Raw genomic sequence first — 24,302 nt, 5'->3', positions numbered from 1 at the left:
GCTGGGTAAAATTTCGGGTATTTGAGCCAAATAAAAGCCTGTCGTCTCACGTTTTCCCTGGTTTCTGAGCCAATAATGCCTCCAGGGGTGAGTTCAACAGGCATGAGATGATCGAAAAAACAAGACTTAATCTAAATAGCCCATCAGGACTTCATAATCATCAATAATATTGGATGCGATCGGGCGAAGGGCGGTCAGCATCCCAGTAATGTGCAGGGTGCTCGAGGTAATCGGTCGAGTCCCGGAAGCAAACATCGTATCTTGAACTTTGAGGCTTCCGGCGCCAATTGGGCGAATCCCTGCTTGGTTGAAGGTATCAACCACTACTAAACTACTTGGAGTGACCGGGCGGTTGGCAAACACCATTTTCGGTATGGCTACCTGAATGGCTGCGGATGTTTTGGTTTCTGCTGGATTCTCGTTAATGGTTTTTTCCTCAGTTTTCTTTACAGTCTTTTTTTCTTCAGGGCTGCTGGTTTTGCTTGTCCCTTTAGCTTCCTCAGTGCTGGTGGTCACGGTCTATTCCTCTCGATTCGATTTGTGACGCCGTTAGCAATCAAGGAGAACCCTAAAATAACAACAGGATTCAGCTTGTGATAACACGCTTACATTAGTGAACTACCCACGCCGAATCAAAGATTACGGCGTGGGCTTCCTATCCAGAAACCTGCGAGACAGTAGAAGACTTCCGTCCTTTACTGCCTCGTCTTACAGTTTGACAATAGGCGGAATCCCCCGTTCCAGAGGTCAAAATGCGCAGTCCTTCATCTCGAATATTGATGGCAGCGTTGATGTCACGATCATGTTTTGTACCGCAACTATGGCACTGCCAAAAACGAACATCTAGGGGAAGGCTGTCAACCCTATTTAAGCATACGTTGCAGGTTTTAGAAGATGGGAAAAATCTGTCAACTTCCAGATAAACTTTCCCTTCCCATTCTGGCTTGTACTTTAACATGGTGCAAAATTGCCCCCAGCCTACTTGTCCAATGGACTTGGCTAGGCAATGATTTTGCCTCAGATTTTGTACAGCCAGATTTTCTACCAAAATGACTTGGTTTTCGTCTACTATCCTGCGCGATAGTTTATGGTGAAAATCCTCTCTGCAACGAGCTATTTTGTTATGGATAGCAGCTACCTGCCGTCTGGTTTTTTCACGATTATTAGACTCTTTTTGGCGGCGCGATAAACGCTTTTGCTTCCGTTTTAAGTTGCGCTCATGCTTTTCTAACCATCGTGGATTGGCAAATTTTGAACCGTCGCTGGTGACTGCGAAATGGTTCATCCCCAAATCAATCCCTATCGCTTTCCCTTCAGTAGATAGCTCAGGAGATTCTTTTCCGTCGTCTACCAAAACAGAAGCAAAATATTGTCCCTTACTGTTCATAGACACTGTTACGGTTTTGACTGTCCCTTCTAAGTCTCTATGAATAACAGCAGGAACTTCTCCTATTTTGGGGAACTTGATGCTTCTGTCTAGGACTTTGACGTTTTGAGGGTAACTAATGGATTGATGCCCTCGTTTGGATTTGAACTTAGGATACTTAGCTCGACGTTCAAAGAAGTTAATAAATGCTCTAGATAAATTAAGAGCAACAACTTGTAGGCATTGGGAATAAGGCTCTAATAACCATTCATGCTCTTTTTTTAAGTCTGTAATGGCTTTTTGAATCGCAAAACGACTCAGCCCTTTACCTGTATTCTTGTAAGTTTCTTTGACTTGATTCAAGGCATAATTCCAAGCGAACCGACAACAGCCAAACGAGCGTCGAAAATGTAACGCTTGTTCTGGGGTTGGATAGAGTCGGTACTTTGTTGCCTTGACCATTTGTAAGAAAATGAATTCATGTTAAGTTAACTCTAGCATAAAATGTGGGGGATGTCCATGTATCCCGATGTTGACCCCACTGGAACGCGGGATTTATTGCCTCCCCCACACCCCCACCATTAGTTAAACTTTCGCCCCAAAGGGGAATGCCTGCAAATCAGATAGCTGTTATGTTTGCTGGCGATCGCTCCACAATTATCTTTGCCCTGAGAATTTCCCCTCGATGCCCGCTTAATTTCAAGGGAGGCGGTTTTTGCCTGGGGAAAACATAGTTTCATCGGTCTGTTATACATAGAGAATCTAGATGATGGGAATAAAAATATGCGATCGCTCTCTTAAGAAAAGTTAATATAATCCCAATCAGAGAAACCGGGTTTTTTCGGGCTGAATTTGCCCCAAAATTGCCAACAAAAAGCCGCCAACTCGGTTTTTTTTGCCTTGGCTAATATATCCCTGAAGTTAATACATATATTAAGCAATTTGTCAATAGTTCTGAGAAACAATGAAAAACTTTTGTCTCGAAGCCCCATTTCAACCCACTGGCGACCAACCAAAGGCGATCGCGCAACTGATTGCCAATTTGCAAGGAGGAAAACGCCGCCAAACGCTCCTGGGCGCCACGGGCACCGGCAAAACTTACACCATTGCCAAAACCATTGAAAAAATTGGCAAACCCACCTTAGTCCTAGCCCATAATAAAACCTTAGCCGCCCAACTTTGCAACGAATTTAGAAATTTTTTCCCTCACAATGCGGTTGAATACTTTATTTCTTACTACGACTATTATCAACCAGAAGCCTATATCCCGGTCAGCGATACTTATATTGAAAAAAGTGCATCCATCAACGATGAAATTGATATGTTGCGCCATTCAGCCACCCGGTCATTATTTGAACGCCGGGATGTAATTGTCGTCGCTTCAATTAGCTGTATTTATGGGTTAGGAATTCCCGCCGAATATCTCAAAGCGGCGATTCCTTTATCCGTAGGAGAAGAACTAGATCAACGGCAATTGCTGCGGGAATTAGCCACCCTCCAATATATGAGAAATGACCTGGATTTAGGGCGGGGACGTTTCCGGGTTAAAGGAGATGTTTTAGAAATTGGCCCTGCTTACGAAGACCGCATTATTCGCGTTGAATTTTTTGGCGATGAAATTGATGCCATTCGCTATATAGACCCGGTGACAGGGGCAATTATCCAAAGTTTAGATAGTTTAAATATCTATCCAGCCCGTCACTTTGTCACCCCGCAAGACCAACTAGAAGCCGCTTGTCAAGATATTAAAACTGAATTAGAAAATCGATTGGTTGAATTAGAAAAAGCGGGCAAACTTTTAGAAGCGCAACGCTTAGAACAGCGCACTCGCTATGATTTAGAAATGCTGTCGGAAGTGGGATATTGTAATGGGGTAGAAAACTATTCTCGGCATTTAGCCGGTAGAAACCCAGGGGAACCCCCAGAATGTTTAATTGATTACTTTCCCTCCGACTGGTTATTAGTGGTGGATGAATCTCATGTTACGGTGCCGCAAATTCGGGGGATGTATCATGGAGATCGATCCCGCAAACAAGTGTTAATTGAGCATGGATTTCGCTTACCCAGTGCGGCGGATAATCGCCCTTTAAAAGCGGAGGAGTTTTGGCAAAAAGTTAGTCAATGTATTTTTGTCTCAGCGACTCCAGGAGATTGGGAAATCGAAGAATCTCAAGGGGAAATTGTCGAGCAAATTATTCGCCCGACTGGGGTGGTAGATCCAGAGTTATTTGTCAGACCAAGTAAGGGACAAGTGGATGATTTATTAGGAGAAATTAACCAGCGAATTGACCGCAAAGAACGGGTACTGGTGACTACTTTAACTAAACGCATGGCGGAAGATTTGACGGAATATTTCCAAGACCAAGGGGTGCGAGTGCGTTATCTGCATTCCGATGTGAAATCTATTGAGCGAATTGAAATTATCCAAGCATTGCGTCAGGGCGAATTTGATGTTTTGATTGGGGTGAATTTATTACGAGAAGGTTTGGATTTACCGGAAGTTTCTTTGGTGGCTATTTTAGATGCGGATAAGGAGGGATTTTTGCGGGCAGAACGTTCTTTGATTCAAACGATTGGTCGGGCAGCCCGTCATGTGCAAGGACAAGCGATTTTATATGCGGATAATCTGACAGAGAGTATGGCTAAAGCCATTAGTGAAACGGAACGTCGCCGCCAAATTCAATTGGAGTATAATCAAAAACACGGCATTACGCCCCGGTCGATTGTGAAAACTTCGAGTAATGCAATTTTATCGTTTTTGGAAATTTCTCGGCGGTTGCATACGGATGGTAAAAACCGTGAGGATTTACCGTTAATTGAACAGTTGCCTTTAGAGGAAATTCCCCAGTTAATTACTCAGTTAGAAAGTGAGATGAAACAAGCGGCGAAGGCTTTGGAATTTGAGCAAGCGGCTCAGTTGCGCGATCGCATTAAGTTATTGAGAGAAAGGCTGGTGGGACATAAAATTTAGCGGAATATAGTTATTTCAATTGTGCTTGAGAGAAGGAATCAGGGGCGATCGTAGGGGCTTTTCCGTGGCGGTGGTTGCCCCGCGCAAGGGCGCAAGCATTGCGCCGCCCCTACAGCAAATCAAAAAATATTGTAGGGGCGCAATGCTTGCGCCCCTGATTGATTATCTCAAGTACAATTGAGACAACAGATATCTCTTCATTTTGAGCGCTTTGTGTAATATCTGCTTTACTCATAAAAACCTGCTTCTTGACTAATTTCCATGATTTCATCTAACAGGATTTCCCTTTGTTCATCGCGTTTAATTTTGTAATCTAGTAAATCCTGTAGAGAAATTATCGATGCTGCCTCCAGATGCATCGCCGGAATCACTTTTGATTCTATAAGCTGCAATAATTCAGCCTGAGATATTTGCAAAATATTGGCGGCCATATCTGTTGTAATTTGATAATTTGCTGGTAAAAAATGAAGAATATTACCAGATTCAATTTCTTGAAATATTTTGTGTAAAAAGCTATGAATATCTTCAGTTATTATCAATTTTTCTCCATTTTTTAGGATTAATTTTGTTGCCGGATTTTCTGAATTAAATAATTGAGACAATTTGGCAATTGCTTGTAGATTTTTTGTGGGAAACAAAAAATTTGTTTTTGATATTGTCTGGTCTAGCATCTGAAATATTCCTCTTTTAATATGGTTCGTTCGCAATACCTACCAATGTCATTGTAACCGGGCGTAAAACCTGTCATTGTAACCGGGCGTAAAACGAAGGAGTGTGGGGAACCGCAATCGGCGATCGCGGAGTTTGACGAGTACAATGTTGCTCTACTTGGGGAAACCCCCAAGACCGCACTTTTGTTTTGCGTTGGTCTGGTTCGGGGAGCAGCGATCGGGGTTTGGGAGGATGGGGTATAAATTTGCTACTACGTCCGGTTGGCTAAAAAACGAAGCATCGGTTTCTGAATCTGAAGTCGATCGCTCATCATGCCTTAAATTAATCATTATAAGTTGTACAGTCTAATCGTCATATTATGAGCAACCAGCCTGCACCTGAGTCCAATCCTACTAACGCATCTAATCCCGCACCCCCTGACCCCACATCCAAACGCAGCGCCAAAACGCGGCAAATGTTAGGGATGAAAGGCGCTGATGTTAAAGAAACATCGATTTGGAAAATTCGGCTGCAACTGATGAAACCAATCACCTGGATCCCGCTGATTTGGGGGGTGGTTTGCGGGGCCGCCGCTTCCGGCAACTATGAATGGAAATTAGAACATATATTAATTGCCGCCGCTTGTATGTTGATGTCTGGCCCTCTGTTGGCTGGCTATACTCAAACCATTAATGATTTTTATGATCGCGACTTAGATGCGATTAACGAACCCTATCGTCCCATTCCCTCTGGGGCGATCTCCGTTCCCCAGGTTGTCACCCAGATTCTGGTGTTGCTACTTGCGGGTATTGGGGTGGCTTATGGTTTAGATGTTTGGGCAAACCATGAGTTTCCCACCATTACGGTTTTAGCCTTGGGCGGTTCTTTCTTGTCCTATATTTACTCAGCCCCACCGTTGAAATTAAAGAAAAATGGCTGGTTGGGTAACTATGCTTTGGGTGCGAGTTATATTGCCTTACCTTGGTGGGCAGGTCAAGCCCTGTTTGGCACAATTGATGCCAAGATTATGATCATCACCTTAATCTATAGTCTGGCGGGATTAGGTATTGCGATCGTCAATGATTTTAAAAGTGTGGAAGGCGATCGCCAACTGGGCTTAAAATCTTTGCCCGTTATGTTTGGGGTAGGAACTGCAGCCTGGATTTGTGTACTAATGATTGATGTATTCCAACTGGGGATTGCCGGATACTTACTCAGTATTCATCAAAACCTTTATGCGGTCATATTGATCCTATTAGTGATCCCGCAAATTACTTTCCAGGATATGTACTTCTTACGCAACCCCCTGGAAAATGACGTGAAATATCAAGCTAGTGCCCAACCCTTTTTGGTTTTGGGGATGTTGGTGACTGCATTGGCGATCGGTCATCAGGTGATCTAACTGATTTCCTGAAATTTTCTAGCAATTATCCGACTCATCAGATACAGATCCAAAGCTTTGATGCCCGCTTATATGGGAAATTCAAAAAATTTTGTATCTTATACGGATGAGAAAAGCGGTATTCTTACGGTTAGATTTTTGATCGTTTATACTTCAAGTTAGCCGAAACATCACTGTTTCGGCTAAAACATTATTAAATCTATCTCAATGATTTTTCTTTTTGCGAGCAAGCGATCCCGTCTAGCAGGATCCTAGTCTTTCTTAGTCGTGGTGGTGTTTGAGGAGTTGACGTGGCCAATTTTTTTGCTAAATTTCCCAAAATCTCTCATAAAGTCAGGATGTCTGAATCTAAGGATGATGCCTTGAGTCCCGAATTACCCTCGATCGATGACAAATTAGAGGCTGCCAATGGTGTTATGGCATCTTCTCCTGTCGAAGCAGGCGATCGCCCCATTGATGCTGCGGTTGATGCTGCTGTGGATCCCCAAACGGAATTATCCCCAGCAACATCGACCCCAGAAGCCGTTCGCCCTCCGGAAAATGTCGATTTAACCACCTGGGATAATCAATCAGATCAATCAGATCAATCAGATCAAAAGCTCGACAATGACGTTGCGGCAACAATGCTTAGTTCAGAAAGTGAAAATCCTGAAAATAATCAGCCGCAAACCGAGGAACAGACCAATCCTGCCGAAGAAAAGTCAACGGCGAATCAAATACGCAAATGGGCTGTTGTCTTAAAACCATTGTTAACCACTAAAGATGGCAAACCCCGGTATCGCACTGTGTCATTTTGGGTCTATACCGTGGGTGCGATCGCGGTGACAGGGGGTGTAGGAACCGCCGGCTTTGGCTTATGGTACTTAAACAGCACATTGCCCGATGTGAGTGAAGTCTTCAGCTTTGTCCGGGATGGCACCGTCACCATCAAAGCCGCTGATGGCACCATACTCCAACAATTAGGCCCTGCCACGCGAGAAAAACTCGACATTGAAAAGATTCCTCAACTCCAGATTGATGCCTTTATCGCTTCAGAAGACCGCCGCTTTTACCAGCACAATGGCATCGATTACCAAGGAATTTTCCGAGCCATGTTTTCTAACCTAAAAGCGGGGGGTGTTGTCCAAGGAGCCAGTACCATCACCCAACAGTTAGCCAGAGTGGTCTTTCTGACTCAAGAACAGACTGTATGGCGGAAACTGCGGGAAGCCCTGCTGTCCTGGAAACTGGAAAAACATATCAGCAAACAAGATATCTTAGAAAGCTACCTCAATAATGTTTATTTAGGTTCAGGCGCTTATGGGGTAGCAGATGCCGCTTGGGTTTATTTCAGTAAGTCCGTAGATCAGTTGACCTTACCAGAAATGGCCTTGATTGCCGGTTTACCTCCAGCCCCTAGTGTCTATTCTCCTTTGGTGAATCAAGACCTGAGCAAAGAACGACGTAATTTAGTCTTGGATTCAATGGCTGAGTTAGGATTTATTACTCCTGAAAAGGCATCTCAGGCAAAAGCGGAACCCTTGGCGATTAAAGCCAGTTCTCCGAAACGGCTTTATGTGGAGGCGCCGTATTTTACCTCTTATATTCAAAAAGAATTACCCAAATATATCTCATCAGAAGCTCTGGAACTCGGAGGGCTGACGGTGGAAACCACGGTTAATCCGAAATGGCAGAAAATTGCCGAACAAACTATTCGCGAGACGGTGGAAATCGATGGCTATGCCCAAGGATTTGAGCAAGCGGCATTTGTGGCGATCGAACCTGTCACCGGAGAAATTAAGGCAATGGTGGGAGGACGCAGTTTCAAAGAAAGCGAGTTTAATCGCGTCACTCAAGCTCAACGTCAACCCGGTTCGACTTTTAAAGGGTTGGTTTATACTGCGGCGATCGCGGCTGGGTTTTATCCCACCGATGGCTATGAAGACGCCAACTTTACTGTTGATGGCTACAAACCCAAGAACTATGACGGCAAATATCGCGGTTGGATCACCATGCGGGATGCCCTGACTTCCTCTACCAATGTGGTAGCGGTAAAAGTCTTAATGGAGGTGGGTTTTGAACCTACCATTAAATTGGCTAATGCAATGGGGATTAAATCAAAACTTGAACCCATCTATTCTTTAGCCTTGGGCGGTTCCGAAGTCAACCTCTTGGAGTTAACCAGTGCTTACGGCACCTTAGCGGCAGAAGGTAAATATATCCCACCCCACGGAATTGTCCGAGTGCGCGATCGCCGAGGGGAGGTGATTTATGAGCCTAAGTTCGCTCCCAAACAAGCGGTAGATCGTGATAGTGCTGCCATTGTCACTTGGATGTTGGAATCAGTGGTTAATGCGGGTACTGGCGGCCCTGCCCAACTGCGCGATCGCCCGGTTGCAGGAAAAACTGGCACCTCTGATGAAGCCCGTGACCTCTGGTTTATTGGCTATATTCCTCAACTTGTGGCTGGGGTTTGGTTGGGCAACGATGACAGCTATCCCACTTGGGGCAGTAGCGGCACAGCGGCATTCACTTGGGGGGAATTTATGAATAAGGTACGTGAAGACATTCCTGTGGCAAACTTTCCTGAAGTGCCAAGCTGGGAAGGACGGGAACCCACCATCAAAGCCCAACCCGTACAGCCTAATTCTGTGATTTACGGCGATACCACCCCGGATAATGCCCAAAAAGTTGAGAATGTTTCGGTGACGAATGACTATGAATACCCACAGGGCTATGAGTAAGTAAAGTCGATCGCGATCGGTTAATATTTCTTTAAGATTGGAAATTGTTGATTCTTAAGTTAGGAGGTACGGCGATCAATCGCCGTGCATTAATTGCATGAATATACTGATCGAGGTTGGGGCTAATCCAGCCACAAATTTTCCCGTAGAATTTGTCGCTGTTTATGTAGTGGGATTTATTGCAGCGGTGACGATTGGTTCGATCGCCTGGTATAACTCCAAGCGTCCTCCCGGCTGGGAAAATGCGGAACGTCCTAATATTATCCCTGACTTAAACACTGAGAAAAACGACCAAAAAGATAGTTAAATATCTCTGAATTGAGATTTTCTTGACGGTAGGGGCGAATGGCTATTCGCCCTTACAAACCGTCAATTTTATTTTGGTCTATTTTGGCAGTTTATTGGGTAGTTTTTCTTAATCTCACCATAAAAAATCCATCCATTATATGACGATGAGGCCAAACTTTTATCCACCCTTCAGGAGTGATAAATTCTGCCGCAGGATTGCCTGCTTTTGGTAGTTCAATTTGCCAGTCATGGTGTTGAGATAAGAAATCGGCGATCGCCTCTTCATTTTCAGGAGAATAAAGAGTACAAGTGGAATAAACTAAAATGCCCCCTGGTTTGACCCATTGGCAAACTTGCTCTAAAAGTTCCCTTTGTAATTGACAAATTTCTTGAATATTTTCTGGGGTTTGTCTCCACCGAATATCCGCACGGCGATGTAGGGTGCCTAATCCCGAACAAGGGGCATCTAAAAGCACAAAATCAGCGGTTTCTTTAAATTGAGATAATTTGCGACTATCCCCAGTAATAGTTTGAATCGATTTGAGTTGTAATCTATGAGCATTTTCTTTGACTTTTTTCAGTCGAGAAGGGGTGCGATCGCACGCCCAAATTGTGCCTTTATCTCCCATTAACTCTGCAATATGGGTGGTTTTGCCTCCAGGGGCAGCACAAGCATCAATTACTACGCTATCTGGTTGAGGATCTAATAAATAAGTGACTAATTGAGCACTACTATCTTGGATAGTCCACCAGCCTTGTTCATATCCGGGGAGAGCAGCGATCGCTCCCACTTTTCCGGTTAATCTTAATCCTTGGGGCAAAGCAGGCAAACGACTAACCTTAACTCCTCCATCTTGTAATGCCGTTTCCACTTGATCCACGGAACTTCGCAATGGATTAACCCGCAAATCAATGGTGGGTGATTGATTAAACCATTCACAAAGTTGCTCAGTTTCTTCTAATCCTAATTGTTCTAACCAATTATTCACAATCCAGTCAGGATAACTATGGATAATTCCCAAATGTTTTCCTGGAATAGAACTATCGCCACTGGCTTTGATCAGTCCATCTTCAATCGTACCAGCTTCGGCCTGCCGAAGATACTGCCGAAGTAAACCATTAACTACCCCGGTTAATCCTGACATCCCATTTGTTTTTGCCAATTCCACCGTAGTATCCACCGCCGTAGCTGCGGAAATTTGATTTAAATATCGCAGTTGATAGAATCCTATATGCAGAATAATCCGCAAATCCGGGGGTTGTTTGTCCGCAGGCTTTTTAGCCAATAAATCAATCAACGCATCCAGCGATCGCATCCTTCTGACACAGCCATAAACCAGTTCGGTCACCAAAGCGCGATTCTCGTTCCGAGACTCTGCGCGATCGGATTTTATTTCTTCAGCCTTGGATTCGATCTGAACCTGACGCAGCCACTTATCCAAAGCCACATCCGCAAAAGCACCTCGACGATGGATATCTCGAAGTATTAGAAACGCTATCTGACGAGAATTTTGCATTTTTCATCTCATAATTAAGACTTACGATTAGGGGTCAATAGGGAAATCGCTTTCCCTACCTACCATTCAGAACGCAACGTGCCACTTTCACCGCCCTGTCGCTCCGGGCGTTACTCGCTTTACTTGGCTCCTACTAGGGTAGCTTGCACTATCCCGTTTGGCATATTCTTCTCACTTTGACCCGTTGGACGATGCCGCCTTGATGGCTCGGTTCGGGTCGTTCGATGTATTGCATTCATATGCATTGTGGGGGCAATTACCTACTCAGCTTTCGCTCACTGTACGCACAATGAATGTTTTAATTTATTCCTACCCTTGCGGGTGGCTGATAACGTATTCAGGTAAACCATGTTAAGACTAACTTTACCGCCGTATTCCGTCTGCATATACCAGGCATTATTACCCCAGTCTTTTGCTTCTAGATACATCTGACCCCCACAAAGGTTTGCCCTTACACTTATCACTACTCAAATTGCTTTGAGAGCCAAGAGGGGGATACTTCGTTCCGTGGTTTCGGGTTTAATTAGCTAATGGTTCACCCTATGCCCCTGGGTACTTTTAGGACTTCAGTATCAAAGCATTGTTTACTACTTACTTTGACTTTTGTCGGTTAATCAAATAATTACTCATTTATTCCCCATGTTCATTTTGAACGCAGCAGATCAACCAGTTTCGCTACTTATTATTAGAGAGGGTTCAGGACGGGCGTTTGCTTGCGCTAACCCACGCCTAACCCTAATTGGATCTTCGGGGATTCCCTATCGTGTTAAGAGTTACCACCAATAAACCCGCTTCACAACTTTTGATGGTGAGTCTCAGCAGTGGGGCGGTTGCCTATTACCCCTGGAATGTAATTATAATTCTAGGAAATCCGGGTATTTTCCTCCTTATTGGACAACTTTCACCACAGTTATAAGGGTTTGTGGAGCCGTTCATCGGCTTAGACTCTTCGTTCCTCAAACCCACACCAAAAAAACGTTTCAGCCGTTTTGCTTCCACTTTGGAGGGAAACGAATCGCACATTTAAAATGACTATAAAACTAAATTAAACAATAGACAATTCTGGCAAAATACCGACGTAGATCCCCCCAACCCTCCGATCCAGCGCCACTCTGGTTTTGAGAATTTTACCAGAATTGTCTAATTAAATAATTAAATTTTCAGGGAAATTGTCTTGCTCAGATAAAACCACAATTCAGCAGCTAGTGGCTAGGGTGAGATGCGGCAGTGTATGATATAAATAGGTTTGAAATAGCGATCGTCAACCCATTCAACTTGTGAGAGCAAGTGATTATGAAAAAAGTTTTATTTATCCTGAGTGAATTGAGTACGCGGGATATTGACTGGCTATTGACTCATGGGCAAGTCCAAGAAGTCACCAAAGGCACTGTATTGATTCACGAAGGACTGCCCCTTGATGCTTTGTACATTGTCCTAGATGGCATTTTGACGGTTTCCGTGGCCGGGTTAGGCAACCGGGAAGTGGCTAAAATTGTCTGTGGGGAAGTTTTGGGAGAAATGTCTTTTGTGGATGGTAGCCCCCCGTCCGCTACGGTGAAAGCCATTGAAAATTCTTTAGTTTTAGCAATTAATCAAAAAAAATTGAGCCAAAAACTAGAGGAAGATGTGCTGTTTGCTTTGCGCTTTTACCAAGCAATTACTAAGTTTCTCTCCTACCGATTACGCGGCACTTTCCAGAGTTTTAGCATGAAGGAATCTTCCGAACCCCAAAATAACGCTTTGGATGATGCAGAGGATGTGATGGGAGGAGCTAACTGGGAAATGGCCAAGGCTAAATTTGAGCGATTGATTCAAGGGATTAAACAAGGTTCAACATTGGTCTAGATTAGTCTAATCTCTAATTCTGCTAAAGATGATATTTTTTCAGGGTGTTTTTTTCGTTTCTGGGGTTTCGGTGGTTAGCCAAATCACAAAAGTGGTGCCCGGATCTGGGGTGGGTAAACGGTTGGCTGGTAGCCACTGGGTCGCGGCAGGGCTAAATACTTCAATATCTGCCTGCATTTCGTTAAGAAGGTCTTGAACGATCGCCAATCCTAATCCTGTCCCGGGGATGTTGCCGTTGGCTTGGACTCCGCGATAATGTCTTTCAAATAAATGGTCTAAATCCTGTTCAGGAATTCCCGGCCCCGTATCGCTAATCGCGATCGCCATGAGCGAGGATGACCCCTGAGACTGAGTTTTGCTGGAGTCAGTTTGTCGATCTGGAAGATTCACTTGAATATAGATATGGCCACCGGGGGCGGTATATTTCACCGCATTATCGATTAAATTACTTAACACTTCCCGCAAAGCTTGCGGATTTGCCCGAACCGATGGCAAGTTTTCCGGTAAGTCGAGGTGACAAGAGATGTTTTTGTCGGCGGCGATCGCCTCTGCGGAAACTAGCAACGGTTTAAGCACTGCCGCTACAGAACAGGAGGCGATCGGACTCGGAGGTAATAACCGCAACATCCCGGAACTACTCCCTGGGGAAGTTTTGGCATTTTTCTGAATTTTTTCAGGCTCACCAACCAGTTCTAACGGATGAATCGGTTCTGGATGATTTAGGTCAATCATCCGATCCATAAGAGTCAGGAATTCTTGCACCCGATCGCTTTCTCGGAGGATATTCGCGGCGATTTGGCGATTGGGATCTTCGGCGGTAAAACGCTTGAGTAACAATTTACCAAAGGTGCGTAAAGCGGTCAGGGGGCTGCGGAGTTGATGCAGTAAATTATCTAGGAGATCCTGTTGTTGAGATTGAATCATTTGTTTTTGCCGTAGCTGATTTTCTAACCAGCCCCCCCGTTGATCCAAAATCCGGGCGATCGCCAATGTATCGGCAATTCGGGAAATCTGACTCACTTCGCGGGGTTGCCAAGGGCGATCGCGTCGAGTTGTCACCAACAAACCAATTACAATCCCATCGTGAATTAAAGGCAAAACTAACTGCCGAGTTGGAGTGGCGTTTTCGGCTTGATTCTGCCCATAAGAGGTGTCATCCGCATCCGCTAAAAACTCTTCCATCGACTCTTCTGCTGGCAGCGATCGCGACAATTCCGGGGATTTGCCGGCGCTAAGTAACCCGCGAATCGGTTGTTTAGTCAAAGGTTGAACCGGCAACAAACCCATCTCTTGATCTTGTTGCCAAACCACATCACTGTCAGGATAGGCCACAACGGGAATCAGTTTGGCCTGTTCTCCTTCCGCCAGTTCCTCGGTTAAATACACCACACTCAATGCCGCTCCCAAAACTTGACTTAATAAAGTCATTTGCGATCGGCAGAGTGTCACAAATTCAGAACTGGCAGGCATGAACATGAGCACAAAACTTTACTCTTCCCAATCTCTAGTATCTTATCAGACTATCTGTAATTCATCTAATTATTTTTGTTATTTGTTATTTGCTATTTGTTATTTGCTATTTGTTATTTGTTGATTTTTGGTTGTTGGTTGTTTGTTAGGCCGCCTGCCGAATAATGAACAAATGACTAATAAACAATAAATAACAAATAACAAATAACAACAAATAACACAACCAGAGCAGATATCCTTTGACCTAATGACTTAAGTGTTTTTACTGATTAAAAATTTGTAACAAAATCTTTAAATTTATGTATTTTTGTAAAAAAAATCACCATTTATTGGCTATATTTTATAAATTTAGTCCATTATCGAACCGTAGCATAGCGTTTACAGGTTTTGTATTTCCAAATTAAAAACTGTTGACTTTTCTAGCTAAAAACGATATAATCTCCTAGGTTTTTGTAACTATCACTACAACCGTTGGCTGAAATAGGAGGTAACGAGATTGGCTAGGAGACGTAAGCGGAAAAGCCGTCGTCGCCAAGAGGGGCGTAGAATTCTCGAACAGGTGCCTCAATATAGTATCGAAAGTGGAGAAGATAAGCCCGTAACGGCTGCCCGCAAATACATTAAAGCAGAAGGGATTACGCCCCCCGCTTTATTGCTAGTAAAAAGAAATGAACACACCACTGATCGATACTTCTGGGCAGAAAAAGGTTTGTTTGGGGCACAATATGTGGAAGAAAATCACTTTTTATTCCCTAGCCTTAAATCCATCGAAGTACATACAGATAATTCTCTCACATCTGTTAACACCCGCTCAGAACTAAAAGCAAAAGCTGTATGAAAAATCCCGGCAGAGACCGCGCTCTGCTGGTACTGATGAAAATTTAGGTTAGAGCTTTTTATACTGTACTAGCCCCAATCAACCCCAAAGGTTTGACTGGGGCTATTTATTGATTGAATAATCTAGTATTTTTGCTCAATGGGGCAATTAGAGATGTTCGGCCAAGCGATGGATCATTGCTCAGATAAAAAGCGGTACGGTTTTCTGATGAGCAAATACTCAGAATATCGGGGCAAATTGTCTTGATTGTCTTGAGTTAAACATTCTGAAAAGAGTCGCGATCGCATATTTTTTGGGTTTTTTGGGTTTTTGTTTTGGGTTTTTTTGGATTTTTTTTGTGGTTTTGTGGCTGTTTTTTCTGGTTTTGTTGTGGTTTTTTTGTGGTTTGTTCCGCCAAAGAACTTCAAACTAATCAGATAACGGCAACTGAAGTGTTTCCCGCAAAACAATTAGTTCATCCCGGTGAGCCGTTACTCTCACCTGACACCCTGACTGCGTATTTTCTAGCGACTCTGGGGTCTTCACCGTGAGTAACACCTGCTCCAGCCGACCGGCTTTTTGCCAATAGAAAACTCCCGCTAAGGGTGATAGTAACAATAAGCTCAAAAACAGATTGCCTACATTCGGGAATAACATGGATAACACCAACGCCAAGCAGAGAGTTCCCGCACCGGCCAGAAACGATAAAAATATGGCCAAAAACCAGCTAGGACTGACAAGCCCTTCAAACTTTACCTGGTGTTCCTGGGGGTTGACCGCCGCGACCCGGTAGGAGCGATCGGTAAAATGTTTTTCTAGTTGTCGAAGTACAGAGTCTTCCGGCTGCTGGCTGCTAAACTCAAGTTCCTCCGTGCGATCTTTCACCGAAGCCCGAATAAAGAAGACTAGCCCGATCATCATCAATAAGGTCAATAAGAATGTCGATGAGATAATAGGCGGATTCATAGCTGTTCACTGTTTAAGGTTTTGGGATTAACTTTACATAAGTTTACAAAGTAACCGGCTTTGATGCTAGGGGTCAGCCAGAAATTATCTGAAGCGGAGGGGCGGAGGGGCGGAGGGGCGGAGGGGCGGCGGGGCGGCGGGGCGGCGGGGCGGCGGGGCGGCGGGGCAAACAACAAACAACAAACAACAAACAACAAACAACAGCCAACCAACAACAATGAATCAGTTATCTTTAGGGCAAATTGTTAAAGTCCGATCGCGCCATTATTTAGTTCAGGAAATTATCCCACCGACGGAAGCAGGAAAGGATGAAAGTGTCAGTTTAGCTTGTGTGGATGATGATGCGATCGGGGAAGAATTGACCGTATTTTGGCATCGAGAACTTGATGCCAAAATTTTGCCTGAGTCCTCTTGGGATTTAGTGGCAAAAAGAGGGTTCGATCGCGGAAATGATTTTTCCGCTTATTTACATACTTTGCGTTGGAATTGTGTCACTTCCACGAAAAAAGAATTATTTCAATCTCCCTATCGGGCGGGCATTCAAATTAAAACCTATCAGTTAGAACCCCTGCGGAAAGCATTATCAATGCCACGGGTTTCTTTGTTTATTGCCGATGATGTGGGATTGGGAAAAACCATTGAAGCGGGCTTAATTTTGCGGGAAATGATTTTGCGGCAAAAAGTGAAACGAGTAGTGATTTCTTGTCCTCCGTCGGTGGTGCAACAATGGCAAGAAGAAATGGAACATCGCTTTGGGTTGCTGTTTCAAATCTTCGATCGCGAATTTATGGCTGGTAAAAGAAGAGAACGGGGTTATGGAATTAATCCTTGGAAAACTCACAACCGATTTATTATTTCTCATGCTTTATTACGGGATGAAATTTATGCTTCTCTTTTACGGGATTGGTTAGATAAAGATAATCTTTCTGCCGGTTCTTTGCTAATATTAGATGAAGCCCATCATGCGGCCCCATCTAGCAGTTCTCGTTATGCCGTGGATTCCCATTTAACCAAAGTTGTCCGGGAAATTGCCCCGAAATTTGAGCATAAATTATTCTTAAGTGCGACCCCGCATAATGGCCATTCTAATAGTTTCTCTACCTTATTAGAAATTCTCGATCCGCAGCGGTTTTGTCGCGGTATTTCCGTCGATAAGAGACTATTAGAAGCGGTGATGGTACGGCGGTTAAAACAAGATTTACGGGCGATCGATCCAGCGGATTTTCCCGAACGTCTGGTGATTCCCATTATCATTGATGGGTTGCCCAAGGATGCCCCAGAGTTAAAATTAGCGGAATTATTGCAAGCTTATCGCAGTAGTCGAGAAGAACGGTTAAAAACTGCTAAGAAGTCAACCCAAACTACGGCTATTTTGGTGTTAACTTCTTTGCAAAAACGGCTGTTGTCTTCTATTGAGGCTTTTGCCCGGACTTTGCAGGTGCATCGGCAGTCCATTGAACGGGCAATAGAGAAGTCAAAATCGACTAATTTATCGAGTTTTTCCGCTTTTTCCGCTGATTCTGGGCGTTATGCTTTATTGCAGGAAAGTATTAGCAGTGATGACGATCGCGCTGATTTAGCAGAAGCGGAAGTGGAGGCAGAAGAAGAAGCGCAAATGACCGCTGCTTCTCAGGCAATTGCTCAAGATTTGGGGCAAGTTTCTCCCCAGGAGTTACAGTTATTAGCAACTATGGCGGATATTGCGGACACTGCCCGCTATCAACCCGATAGTCGGATGGTAAAATTAATTGAGTGGATTCGGGAAAACCTTTGTCCCAATTTAGGGCAACCTGGGGCGCAATGGCACGATCGCCGTGTATTAATTTTTACCGAATATGCGGATACTAAACGCTATTTGGAACGGCAGCTAAAACAGGCGATCGCGAATTCTGACCAAGCAGAAGACCGAATTGCCACGTTTCATGGGGGTATCGGGGACGATCGCCGCGAGGAGATTAAAAAAGCATTTAATGAGAATCCAGCCCAGCATCCGTTACGGATTTTAATTGCCACGGATGCTGCGAGAGAAGGGGTGAATTTACAAAACTATTGCGCCGATTTATTTCACTTTGATTTACCCTGGAATCCTAGCCGCATGGAACAGCGCAATGGTCGCATCGATCGCAAGTTGCAACGAGAGACAATTGTCCGCTGTCACTATTTTATTTTGCAGCAACGTTCCGAGGATCGGGTTTTGGATGTGTTGGTGAAAAAAACCCAGACTATTTTGCAAGAGTTGGGCAGTTTATCCCCCGTAGTGGAGAAAAATTTAACCCAAATTTTAGATGCGGGCATTTCCGCAAAAGAAGAGGGGAAACTTACGGAGGCGATCGCCCAATCCAGCGAAACCGGATTTGATGAAAAAACTCGCGTCATTCAAGGAGAACTGGAACCGATTCGGGAACAACAGCAAAAACTCTATCAGCAGCAGGAAGAATTAGAGGAAATTTTGCAAAAGTCCCGGCAATGGTTAGGACTTGATGACATTCATTTTCGCCATGCCCTTTCTGTGTCTTTGCAGTTAATGGGGGCTGAAGGTTTACAGCTTGAAAGTTCCGCCGCGAATTCTGCCGATCGCTATGTCGATCGCTATATTTTGCCGAACTTAGACCAACAAACTGGGGATGCAACTTGGGCCAATACTCTTGATAGTTTGCGATCGCCGCGAACCAAGGGCAAAACTCTCTGGGACTGGCGCCGAGAAACTCCGATTCGTCCCGTGGTATTTCGTGACCCTGGAACTTTAGACGGGGAAGTTGTCCATCTACATTTAGAACATCGTTTAGTTCAGCGGTTATTAGGGCGATTTTTATCTCAAGGTTTTGCCCAAGACCAGTTAACTCGCGCTTGCGTTTGCTTCACTAATGATGCTATTCCTAAAGTGGTTATTTTGGGGCGGTTATCTTTATATGGCGATCGCGCAGCCCGACTCCATGACGAAATTTTGGCCGTTGCTGCCCAATGGAATAACCCAGAAAGTCGGGGGCGGGGCAAATTACGGCCTTTGTCGGAAACCGAAAAAGCCAATGTGATGGACGAGTTAGAAACTTGTTTGGGCGATCGCCTCTTACGCAATGTCCCCGACCAGCTATTAGACCGATTTAAGGCTTATGTTTCTCAAGATATTGCCGAATTAAAAGGACATTTGGCAAAACGGGCAGAAATTATCAGCGATCGGGCCATTCGAGAACTCACCAAACGGGGAGAACAAGAAGCCAAAGAAATGCAGCAACTTTTAACCCAACAACGCGATCGCATCCTCGATCAACAAAAAATCGAAGCCTATCAACTTTCTCTATTTAATACCGATGAAAAGCGACAAATAGAAGCCGATCGCCGTTACTGGGAAATTCGGTTAGACCAACTAACCGAAGAAATTAATACGGAACCGGAACGGATCGAACAAAGCTACCAAGTAAAAGCGATCCGCATAGAACCCGTTGGGGTCGTCTATTTATGGCCGACTTCCAGTTAATTTAAAATCAAGAAACCGGGTTTCTATTCGGGATATGTAGGGGCAAAGCATTCCGGCGGGTAATTTAATATATAAACGATAATTTATTTACCGGAATGCTTCGCCCTCATTGTAAATTTTTATTGAATTTTCATTTTGTAGGGGCAAAGCATTCCGGCGGGTAATTTAATATATAAACGATAATTTATTTACCGGAATGCTTCGCCCTCATTGTAAATTTTTATTGAATTTTCATTTTGTAGGGGCAAAGCATTCCGGCGGGTAATTTAATATATAAACGATAATTTATTTACCGGAATGCTTCGCCCTCGCTGTGGGATCAGGGCGAACCATTCCGGTATTCAGGTTAACGGTTTAAGCAATAATTTATCTGCCGGAATGCTTCGCCCCTACAAAATATCTTTGTGTTTCTTTGTGTCTTTGTGGTAAAAAAAATAACATGGTGCGTTACGGTGCAAATTTTGGCATAATAATTTATACCAACCACCAACCACCAACCACCAACCACCAACCACCAACCACCAACCACCAACCACCAACCACCAACCACCAACGAACAACCAACAACAACCATGAACATCGATCGCACCTTATTTGAACATAAAGAATGGCTAGGACTGCTGCAACCCATTGGCTTAGTAGTGGCCCCACCAGCATTAATTAAAGCCCAAGCTAATATAGATCGGGGCAAACTAATCGAATTGCAGCAGAAATTTAAAGAATATTTGGCCCCGGAACCGTTGCCGAACGGTGAACCGTGGATATCAGATTTATTAGAAATGGGCAAACAAGTATTAGAGTGGCCCGAAAAAGTCATTGTTCGCGAATTGCCCGCAGAATTAAGCGTATTTTTACGGGACTATGGAGAAATTTTACAAGCGGATTATGGGTTAAAAAATCGGGAGGGCAACGAGTGGCTATTTTTAATTAAAATAGTCTCACCGGGAACGGATTTAGATCGGGCAGAAACGGAGAAACCGGGACAAGGTTGGAAAGCATCCCCCCAAGCAAAATTTGAACGACTTCTCCGAGAAACCCAAAATCCCATCGGACTCTTATGTAATGGGACAGAAATTAGATTAATTTATGCCCCCAGAGGTGAATCTTCCGGTTATCTCACTTTTCCCGTAAAAGCTATGACCGAAGTCGCGGGGCGGTTAATCTTAGGGGCTTTAGAAATGTTGCTAGGAAAATCCCGTTTATATACGGTGCCCGCAAAAGATCGACTGCCTCAAATTTTGGCCAACAGTCGGCAATATCAAGCGGAAGTTTCCACCCAATTATCAGCCCAAGTGTTAGATGCTTTGTGGGAATTGTTGCGGGGAATGCAAACCGCAGACGCGGCAGTTCAGGGGCAATTATTAAAGGAATTGCGGCAAAATCCAGAGGGAAAAACCCACATTTATGGCGGCTTAATTACTATATTAATGCGGTTGGTTTTTTTACTCTATGCGGAAGATGAAGGATTAATGCCCGACGAACCCGTTTATCAGCGTTATTATGCGGTGTCGGGGCTTTATGAAAAGTTGCGAAATGATGCGGGGCAATACCCGGATACGATGGATTTGCGATATGGGGCTTATGCGGGATTATTGAGTTTATTTCGCTTAGTTTATGATGGGGGCGGGCCCTATGAAGACTATTTACCAGCCCGACATGGGCAGTTATTTGATCCTGATGTTTATGGGTTTTTGGAAGGCAGACCGGAAGGGAGTAAATTTAAGGATATCGAAGAACCTTTGAACGTTCCCCAAATTCCTGATGGGACGATCTATCGCATATTAGATAAGCTGGTGATGTTAAATGGCGATCGCTTATCTTATCGGTCTTTAGATGTAGAAGATATTGGTTCGGTGTATGAGGGAATTATGGGGTTTGAAGTGCAAACCGCCCCTGATTTGTCTATTGCCCTATCCCCCCAAGATATTGTGATTAATGTGGCAGAATTGTTGGCGGCAAAACCGGGCGATCGCGCAAAATTATTAAAAGATTGGGCTGAATGTAGCCTACCCACGAAAGGGGCAACGGAGTTAAAACAGGCGAAAACCATTGAGGATATTTTAGCAGCATTGGGGCGGCGAATTTCTGACCGAACTCAGAATTTATTGCCCAAAGGTTCATTATATTTACAACCGGGAGAAGAACGGCGGAAATCTGGTTCTCATTATACCCCTCGCGCCTTAACAGGGCCAATAGTTGCTAATACTTTAAAGCCGATATTGCAGCAATTTGGGTCTAATCCAACTGCGGAACAGATATTAAGTTTAAAAATATGCGATCCAGCGATGGGGTCTGGGGCATTTTTAGTAGAAGTTTGCCGTCAATTGGCGGAGTTGTTGGTAGTTGCAGACGCCACAGAAACCGGGTTTCTTGAAGAAACCCGGTTTCTCTCCACGACGCAAATACCCATTATTCAAGCGAGGCGGAAAATTGCCCAACGGTGTTTATATGGGGTGGATAAAAACCCGTTTGCGGTGAATTTGGCTAAGTTATCTTTATGGTTAGTTACTTTAGCTAAAGATGCGCCGTTTACTTTTGTGGATCATGCCCTGAAATGTGGGGATTCTTTGGTGGGATTGACTACTAAAGAAATCGGCGCATTTGTCGATCCTACGGCGGATTTACCGTTAAGTAAACTATTAAATAATCAGGTGAGAGAATCCGAGGATTTTCGGTTACAAATTCAGGCAACGGATACCCAAACTGATGCGGACGCGGAGGCGAATGCCGAACGGTGGAATCAGTCAGAATCGGCGTTAGAAAATGCCCGGTTTGCGGCTTGGGCAAAAGTGGCGGCTTTTTTTGATGGGGCAAGTAAGAATAAGTCGGAAAAAGTAGAAATTGAGAATAAATATCGGCTATTAGTTGAGAACAGTTTAAGCGGTGATGGAGACGCCAGAAACCGGGTTTTTTCAAAAAACCCGGTTTCTACCTCCAACGAGGTTTCTATTCCCACCCCGTTTAATTGGGAGGTGGAATTTCCCGAAGTATTTAATCGCCCCAATCCTGGGTTTGATTGTATTGTGGGCAATCCGCCGTTTGCGGGAAAAAATACGATTATTAATGGCAACCCAGAGGGATATGTGGATTGGTTAAAAGAAGTTCATCCCGAATCCCACGGAAACGCGGATTTAGTGGCGCATTTTTTCCGCCGTTCTTTTAATTTAATTAGAGATTATGGCACCTTGGGATTAATTGCGACAAATACTATTTCTCAAGGGGATACCCGCAGCAGTGGGTTGCGGTTTATTTGTAATCATGGCGGGATGATTTATCATGCAACTCAGCGTTATCGCTGGCCGGGAATGGCGGCAGTTGTGGTTAGTTTAGTGCATATTTTTAAGGGAGGGAAAAATATCGGGGTGGGCACGGGGGCACCACCCCTACAATTACCCCAACCAATTCTTGATGGTCGTCCGGTGAAGAAAATTACCGCATTCTTATTTAATGACGGGGGAAATGATGACCCGAAACCTTTGTTAGCTAATGCAGAAAAAAGTTTTATTGGCAGTTATGTTTTAGGGATGGGTTTCACTTTTGACGATCGCAATGCGGACGCGACCCCGATCGCGGAAATGCACCGTTTAATTGCCGCAAATCCCCAGAATCAAGAGGTGATTTTTCCCTATATTGGCGGGTCTGAGGTGAATTCTAGTCCGACTCATCAATATTATCGTTATGCAATTGATTTTTTTGATAGAGAAGAATCAGAGTGTTGGGAAAATTACCCTGATTTAATGCAAATTGTTCACGATAAGGTTAAGCCAGAACGTGATGTACAGAAAAGAAAAGCATTGTGTGAACGGTGGTGGCAATATGCAGAAAAACGACCAGGATTAAAAAAGGCGATCGCGCCTCTTTCCCGCGTCTTAGTTTGTTCTTTGCACTCGGCAAATTTATCATTTGCCTTTTTATCAGCAAACAGTGTATTTTCCCACGCACTTGCTGTATTTTCACTTGAAACATTTTCTGCTTTCACTATTTTACAATCCCGCATCCATGAAACTTGGGCGCGATTTTTCGGATCATCTCTGGAAGATCGACTCCGCTACACTCCCACAGATTGTTTTGAAACCTTCCCCTTTCCTGAAAACTGGGAAACCGAGGCGAACCTAGAACAAATTGGCCAAACCTACTACGAAACTCGCGCCCAATTAATGATCGAAAATAACCAGGGACTTACGGACACTTATAACCGCTTTCACGACCCCAACGAAACCGACCCAGAAATCCTGCAACTGCGAGAACTCCATGAACAAATGGATCTAGCGGTCCTCTCTGCCTACGGTTGGTCGGACCTGACCCCGGAATGCGGCTTTGCCCTGGACTACCTGGACACAGACCCAGACCACAGCTATCCCCCGGACATACAAGACCGCATAGATAGCCATGACCTGTTTTTCCCCACCGCCGACGCAGCCCTAGAATTTGCCAACGCGGTCCAAACCGGCAAACGCAAATTGCCCTGGCGTCGTCGTTGGGACGAACCCACCCATAACGATATCTTGGCCCGACTTTTGCAACTGAACCAGGAACGCTATGACGCGGAAATTCGCCTGGGCAAACATAGCCAAGGGAAAAAGAAGCAAAGTAAGCCGCCAAGTAAACCGAAAAAAGAGGTAAATAGCGATCAACTTAATCTTTTATAAAATCAAGAAACCCGGTTTCTATTCGGGATATGTAGGGGCAAAGCATTCCGGCGGGTAATTTAATATATAAACGACAATTTAAATACCGGAATGCTTTGCCCTAATCCCACAGCGAGGGCGAAGCATTCCGGTATTCAGGTTAACGTTTTAAGCAATAATTTA

15 protein-coding genes are annotated in these 24,302 nt (G+C 44.3%); 8 read left to right on the top strand and 7 right to left on the bottom strand.

Going from position 1 to position 24,302, the window contains the following annotated elements; translation table 11 throughout:
- Positions 1–126: 126 nt before the first annotated feature.
- Both ABWT76_RS27870 and ABWT76_RS27865 read right to left on the bottom strand, forming a co-directional pair.
- Entirely contained in the window at positions 127–516 is a 390-nt protein-coding gene (locus ABWT76_RS27870) for a hypothetical protein (RefSeq protein WP_054469287.1), read from the bottom strand.
- A gap of 139 nt (positions 517–655) precedes the next feature.
- The gene (locus tag ABWT76_RS27865) at positions 656–1,828 is read right to left on the bottom strand and encodes an RNA-guided endonuclease TnpB family protein (protein ID WP_190878259.1); all 1,173 of its coding nucleotides are present in this window, start codon (positions 1,826–1,828) and stop codon (positions 656–658) included.
- A gap of 502 nt (positions 1,829–2,330) precedes the next feature.
- Between ABWT76_RS27865 and uvrB the strand changes: the two genes are divergently transcribed.
- Positions 2,331–4,337: an excinuclease ABC subunit UvrB gene (gene uvrB, locus ABWT76_RS27860; RefSeq protein WP_354635282.1), complete on the top strand. Its 2,007-nt coding sequence runs from the start codon at positions 2,331–2,333 to the stop codon at positions 4,335–4,337.
- Positions 4,338–4,446: 109 nt separating this feature from the next.
- Here the strand turns inward: uvrB and ABWT76_RS27855 are convergent, their stop codons facing one another.
- Both ABWT76_RS27855 and ABWT76_RS27850 read right to left on the bottom strand, forming a co-directional pair.
- Positions 4,447–4,572, bottom strand: a complete 126-nt coding sequence (locus ABWT76_RS27855; RefSeq protein WP_354635281.1) for a hypothetical protein — start codon at positions 4,570–4,572, stop codon at positions 4,447–4,449.
- Positions 4,565–5,008: a hypothetical protein gene (locus ABWT76_RS27850; protein WP_354635280.1), complete on the bottom strand. Its 444-nt coding sequence runs from the start codon at positions 5,006–5,008 to the stop codon at positions 4,565–4,567. Before ABWT76_RS27850 ends, ABWT76_RS27855 begins: the two co-directional genes overlap by 8 nt.
- A gap of 359 nt (positions 5,009–5,367) precedes the next feature.
- Here ABWT76_RS27850 and chlG point away from each other — a divergent pair, with 359 nt between their 5' ends.
- From chlG to psb35, 3 genes are all read left to right on the top strand, one after another.
- A complete protein-coding gene (gene chlG, locus ABWT76_RS27845) occupies positions 5,368–6,390 on the top strand; it encodes a chlorophyll synthase ChlG (RefSeq protein WP_054469291.1) in 1,023 nt (340 codons plus the stop codon).
- 623 nt (positions 6,391–7,013) lie between these two features.
- Complete coding sequence (locus ABWT76_RS27840; RefSeq protein WP_072160898.1) at positions 7,014–9,113, top strand: penicillin-binding protein 1A; 2,100 nt, start codon at positions 7,014–7,016, stop codon at positions 9,111–9,113.
- Positions 9,114–9,210: 97 nt separating this feature from the next.
- Complete coding sequence (gene psb35, locus ABWT76_RS27835; RefSeq protein WP_054469292.1) at positions 9,211–9,420, top strand: photosystem II assembly protein Psb35; 210 nt, start codon at positions 9,211–9,213, stop codon at positions 9,418–9,420.
- Between the two features lie 91 nt (positions 9,421–9,511).
- On the opposite strand, the gene ABWT76_RS27830 is transcribed toward psb35, so the two are convergent.
- Complete coding sequence (locus ABWT76_RS27830) at positions 9,512–10,918, bottom strand: 16S rRNA (cytosine(967)-C(5))-methyltransferase (protein WP_190878265.1); 1,407 nt, start codon at positions 10,916–10,918, stop codon at positions 9,512–9,514.
- Between the two features lie 1,293 nt (positions 10,919–12,211).
- On the opposite strand from ABWT76_RS27830, the gene ABWT76_RS27825 reads away from it, so the two are divergent.
- Complete coding sequence (locus ABWT76_RS27825) at positions 12,212–12,763, top strand: cyclic nucleotide-binding domain-containing protein (RefSeq protein WP_054469294.1); 552 nt, start codon at positions 12,212–12,214, stop codon at positions 12,761–12,763.
- Between the two features lie 39 nt (positions 12,764–12,802).
- Here the strand turns inward: ABWT76_RS27825 and ABWT76_RS27820 are convergent, their stop codons facing one another.
- The gene (locus tag ABWT76_RS27820; RefSeq protein ID WP_054469295.1) at positions 12,803–14,239 is read right to left on the bottom strand and encodes a GAF domain-containing sensor histidine kinase; all 1,437 of its coding nucleotides are present in this window, start codon (positions 14,237–14,239) and stop codon (positions 12,803–12,805) included.
- 490 nt (positions 14,240–14,729) lie between these two features.
- Here ABWT76_RS27820 and ABWT76_RS27815 point away from each other — a divergent pair, with 490 nt between their 5' ends.
- A complete protein-coding gene (locus ABWT76_RS27815; protein WP_054469296.1) occupies positions 14,730–15,071 on the top strand; it encodes a DUF3155 domain-containing protein in 342 nt (113 codons plus the stop codon).
- A gap of 408 nt (positions 15,072–15,479) precedes the next feature.
- Here the strand turns inward: ABWT76_RS27815 and ABWT76_RS27810 are convergent, their stop codons facing one another.
- Positions 15,480–16,016: a cofactor assembly of complex C subunit B gene (locus ABWT76_RS27810; RefSeq protein WP_054469298.1), complete on the bottom strand. Its 537-nt coding sequence runs from the start codon at positions 16,014–16,016 to the stop codon at positions 15,480–15,482.
- A gap of 217 nt (positions 16,017–16,233) precedes the next feature.
- On the opposite strand from ABWT76_RS27810, the gene drmD reads away from it, so the two are divergent.
- Positions 16,234–19,491, top strand: coding sequence for a DISARM system SNF2-like helicase DrmD (drmD, locus tag ABWT76_RS27805; RefSeq protein ID WP_190878267.1), 3,258 nt, complete (start codon positions 16,234–16,236; stop codon positions 19,489–19,491).
- 572 nt (positions 19,492–20,063) lie between these two features.
- Positions 20,064–24,140 carry an Eco57I restriction-modification methylase domain-containing protein gene (locus ABWT76_RS27800; RefSeq protein ID WP_354635278.1) on the top strand — a complete coding sequence of 1,359 codons (4,077 nt, stop codon included), beginning with the start codon at positions 20,064–20,066 and terminating at the stop codon, positions 24,138–24,140.
- Positions 24,141–24,302 lie beyond the last annotated feature (162 nt).

Source organism: Planktothricoides raciborskii GIHE-MW2, assembly GCF_040564635.1.
Taxonomy (GTDB): Bacteria; Cyanobacteriota; Cyanobacteriia; order Cyanobacteriales; family Laspinemataceae; genus Planktothricoides; species Planktothricoides raciborskii.
Note: the sequence above shows the minus strand (reverse complement) of the source record. Positions and strands in the feature narration are given on the sequence as shown.

What these genes read in the sequence shown, in the direction of transcription:
- ABWT76_RS27865 (WP_190878259.1), bottom strand. Translation starts at nt 1,828, where the DNA reads ATGGTCAAGGCAACAAAGTACCGACTCTATCCAACCCCAGAACAAGCG.
- uvrB (WP_354635282.1), top strand. Translation starts at nt 2,331, where the DNA reads ATGAAAAACTTTTGTCTCGAAGCCCCATTTCAACCCACTGGCGACCAA.
- ABWT76_RS27855 (WP_354635281.1), bottom strand. Translation starts at nt 4,572, where the DNA reads ATGAGTAAAGCAGATATTACACAAAGCGCTCAAAATGAAGAGATATCT.
- ABWT76_RS27850 (WP_354635280.1), bottom strand. Translation starts at nt 5,008, where the DNA reads ATGCTAGACCAGACAATATCAAAAACAAATTTTTTGTTTCCCACAAAA.
- chlG (WP_054469291.1), top strand. Translation starts at nt 5,368, where the DNA reads ATGAGCAACCAGCCTGCACCTGAGTCCAATCCTACTAACGCATCTAAT.
- ABWT76_RS27840 (WP_072160898.1), top strand. Translation starts at nt 7,014, where the DNA reads ATGCTTAGTTCAGAAAGTGAAAATCCTGAAAATAATCAGCCGCAAACC.
- psb35 (WP_054469292.1), top strand. Translation starts at nt 9,211, where the DNA reads ATGAATATACTGATCGAGGTTGGGGCTAATCCAGCCACAAATTTTCCC.
- ABWT76_RS27830 (WP_190878265.1), bottom strand. Translation starts at nt 10,918, where the DNA reads ATGCAAAATTCTCGTCAGATAGCGTTTCTAATACTTCGAGATATCCAT.
- ABWT76_RS27825 (WP_054469294.1), top strand. Translation starts at nt 12,212, where the DNA reads ATGAAAAAAGTTTTATTTATCCTGAGTGAATTGAGTACGCGGGATATT.
- ABWT76_RS27820 (WP_054469295.1), bottom strand. Translation starts at nt 14,239, where the DNA reads ATGTTCATGCCTGCCAGTTCTGAATTTGTGACACTCTGCCGATCGCAA.
- ABWT76_RS27810 (WP_054469298.1), bottom strand. Translation starts at nt 16,016, where the DNA reads ATGAATCCGCCTATTATCTCATCGACATTCTTATTGACCTTATTGATG.
- drmD (WP_190878267.1), top strand. Translation starts at nt 16,234, where the DNA reads ATGAATCAGTTATCTTTAGGGCAAATTGTTAAAGTCCGATCGCGCCAT.
- ABWT76_RS27800 (WP_354635278.1), top strand. Translation starts at nt 20,064, where the DNA reads ATGAACATCGATCGCACCTTATTTGAACATAAAGAATGGCTAGGACTG.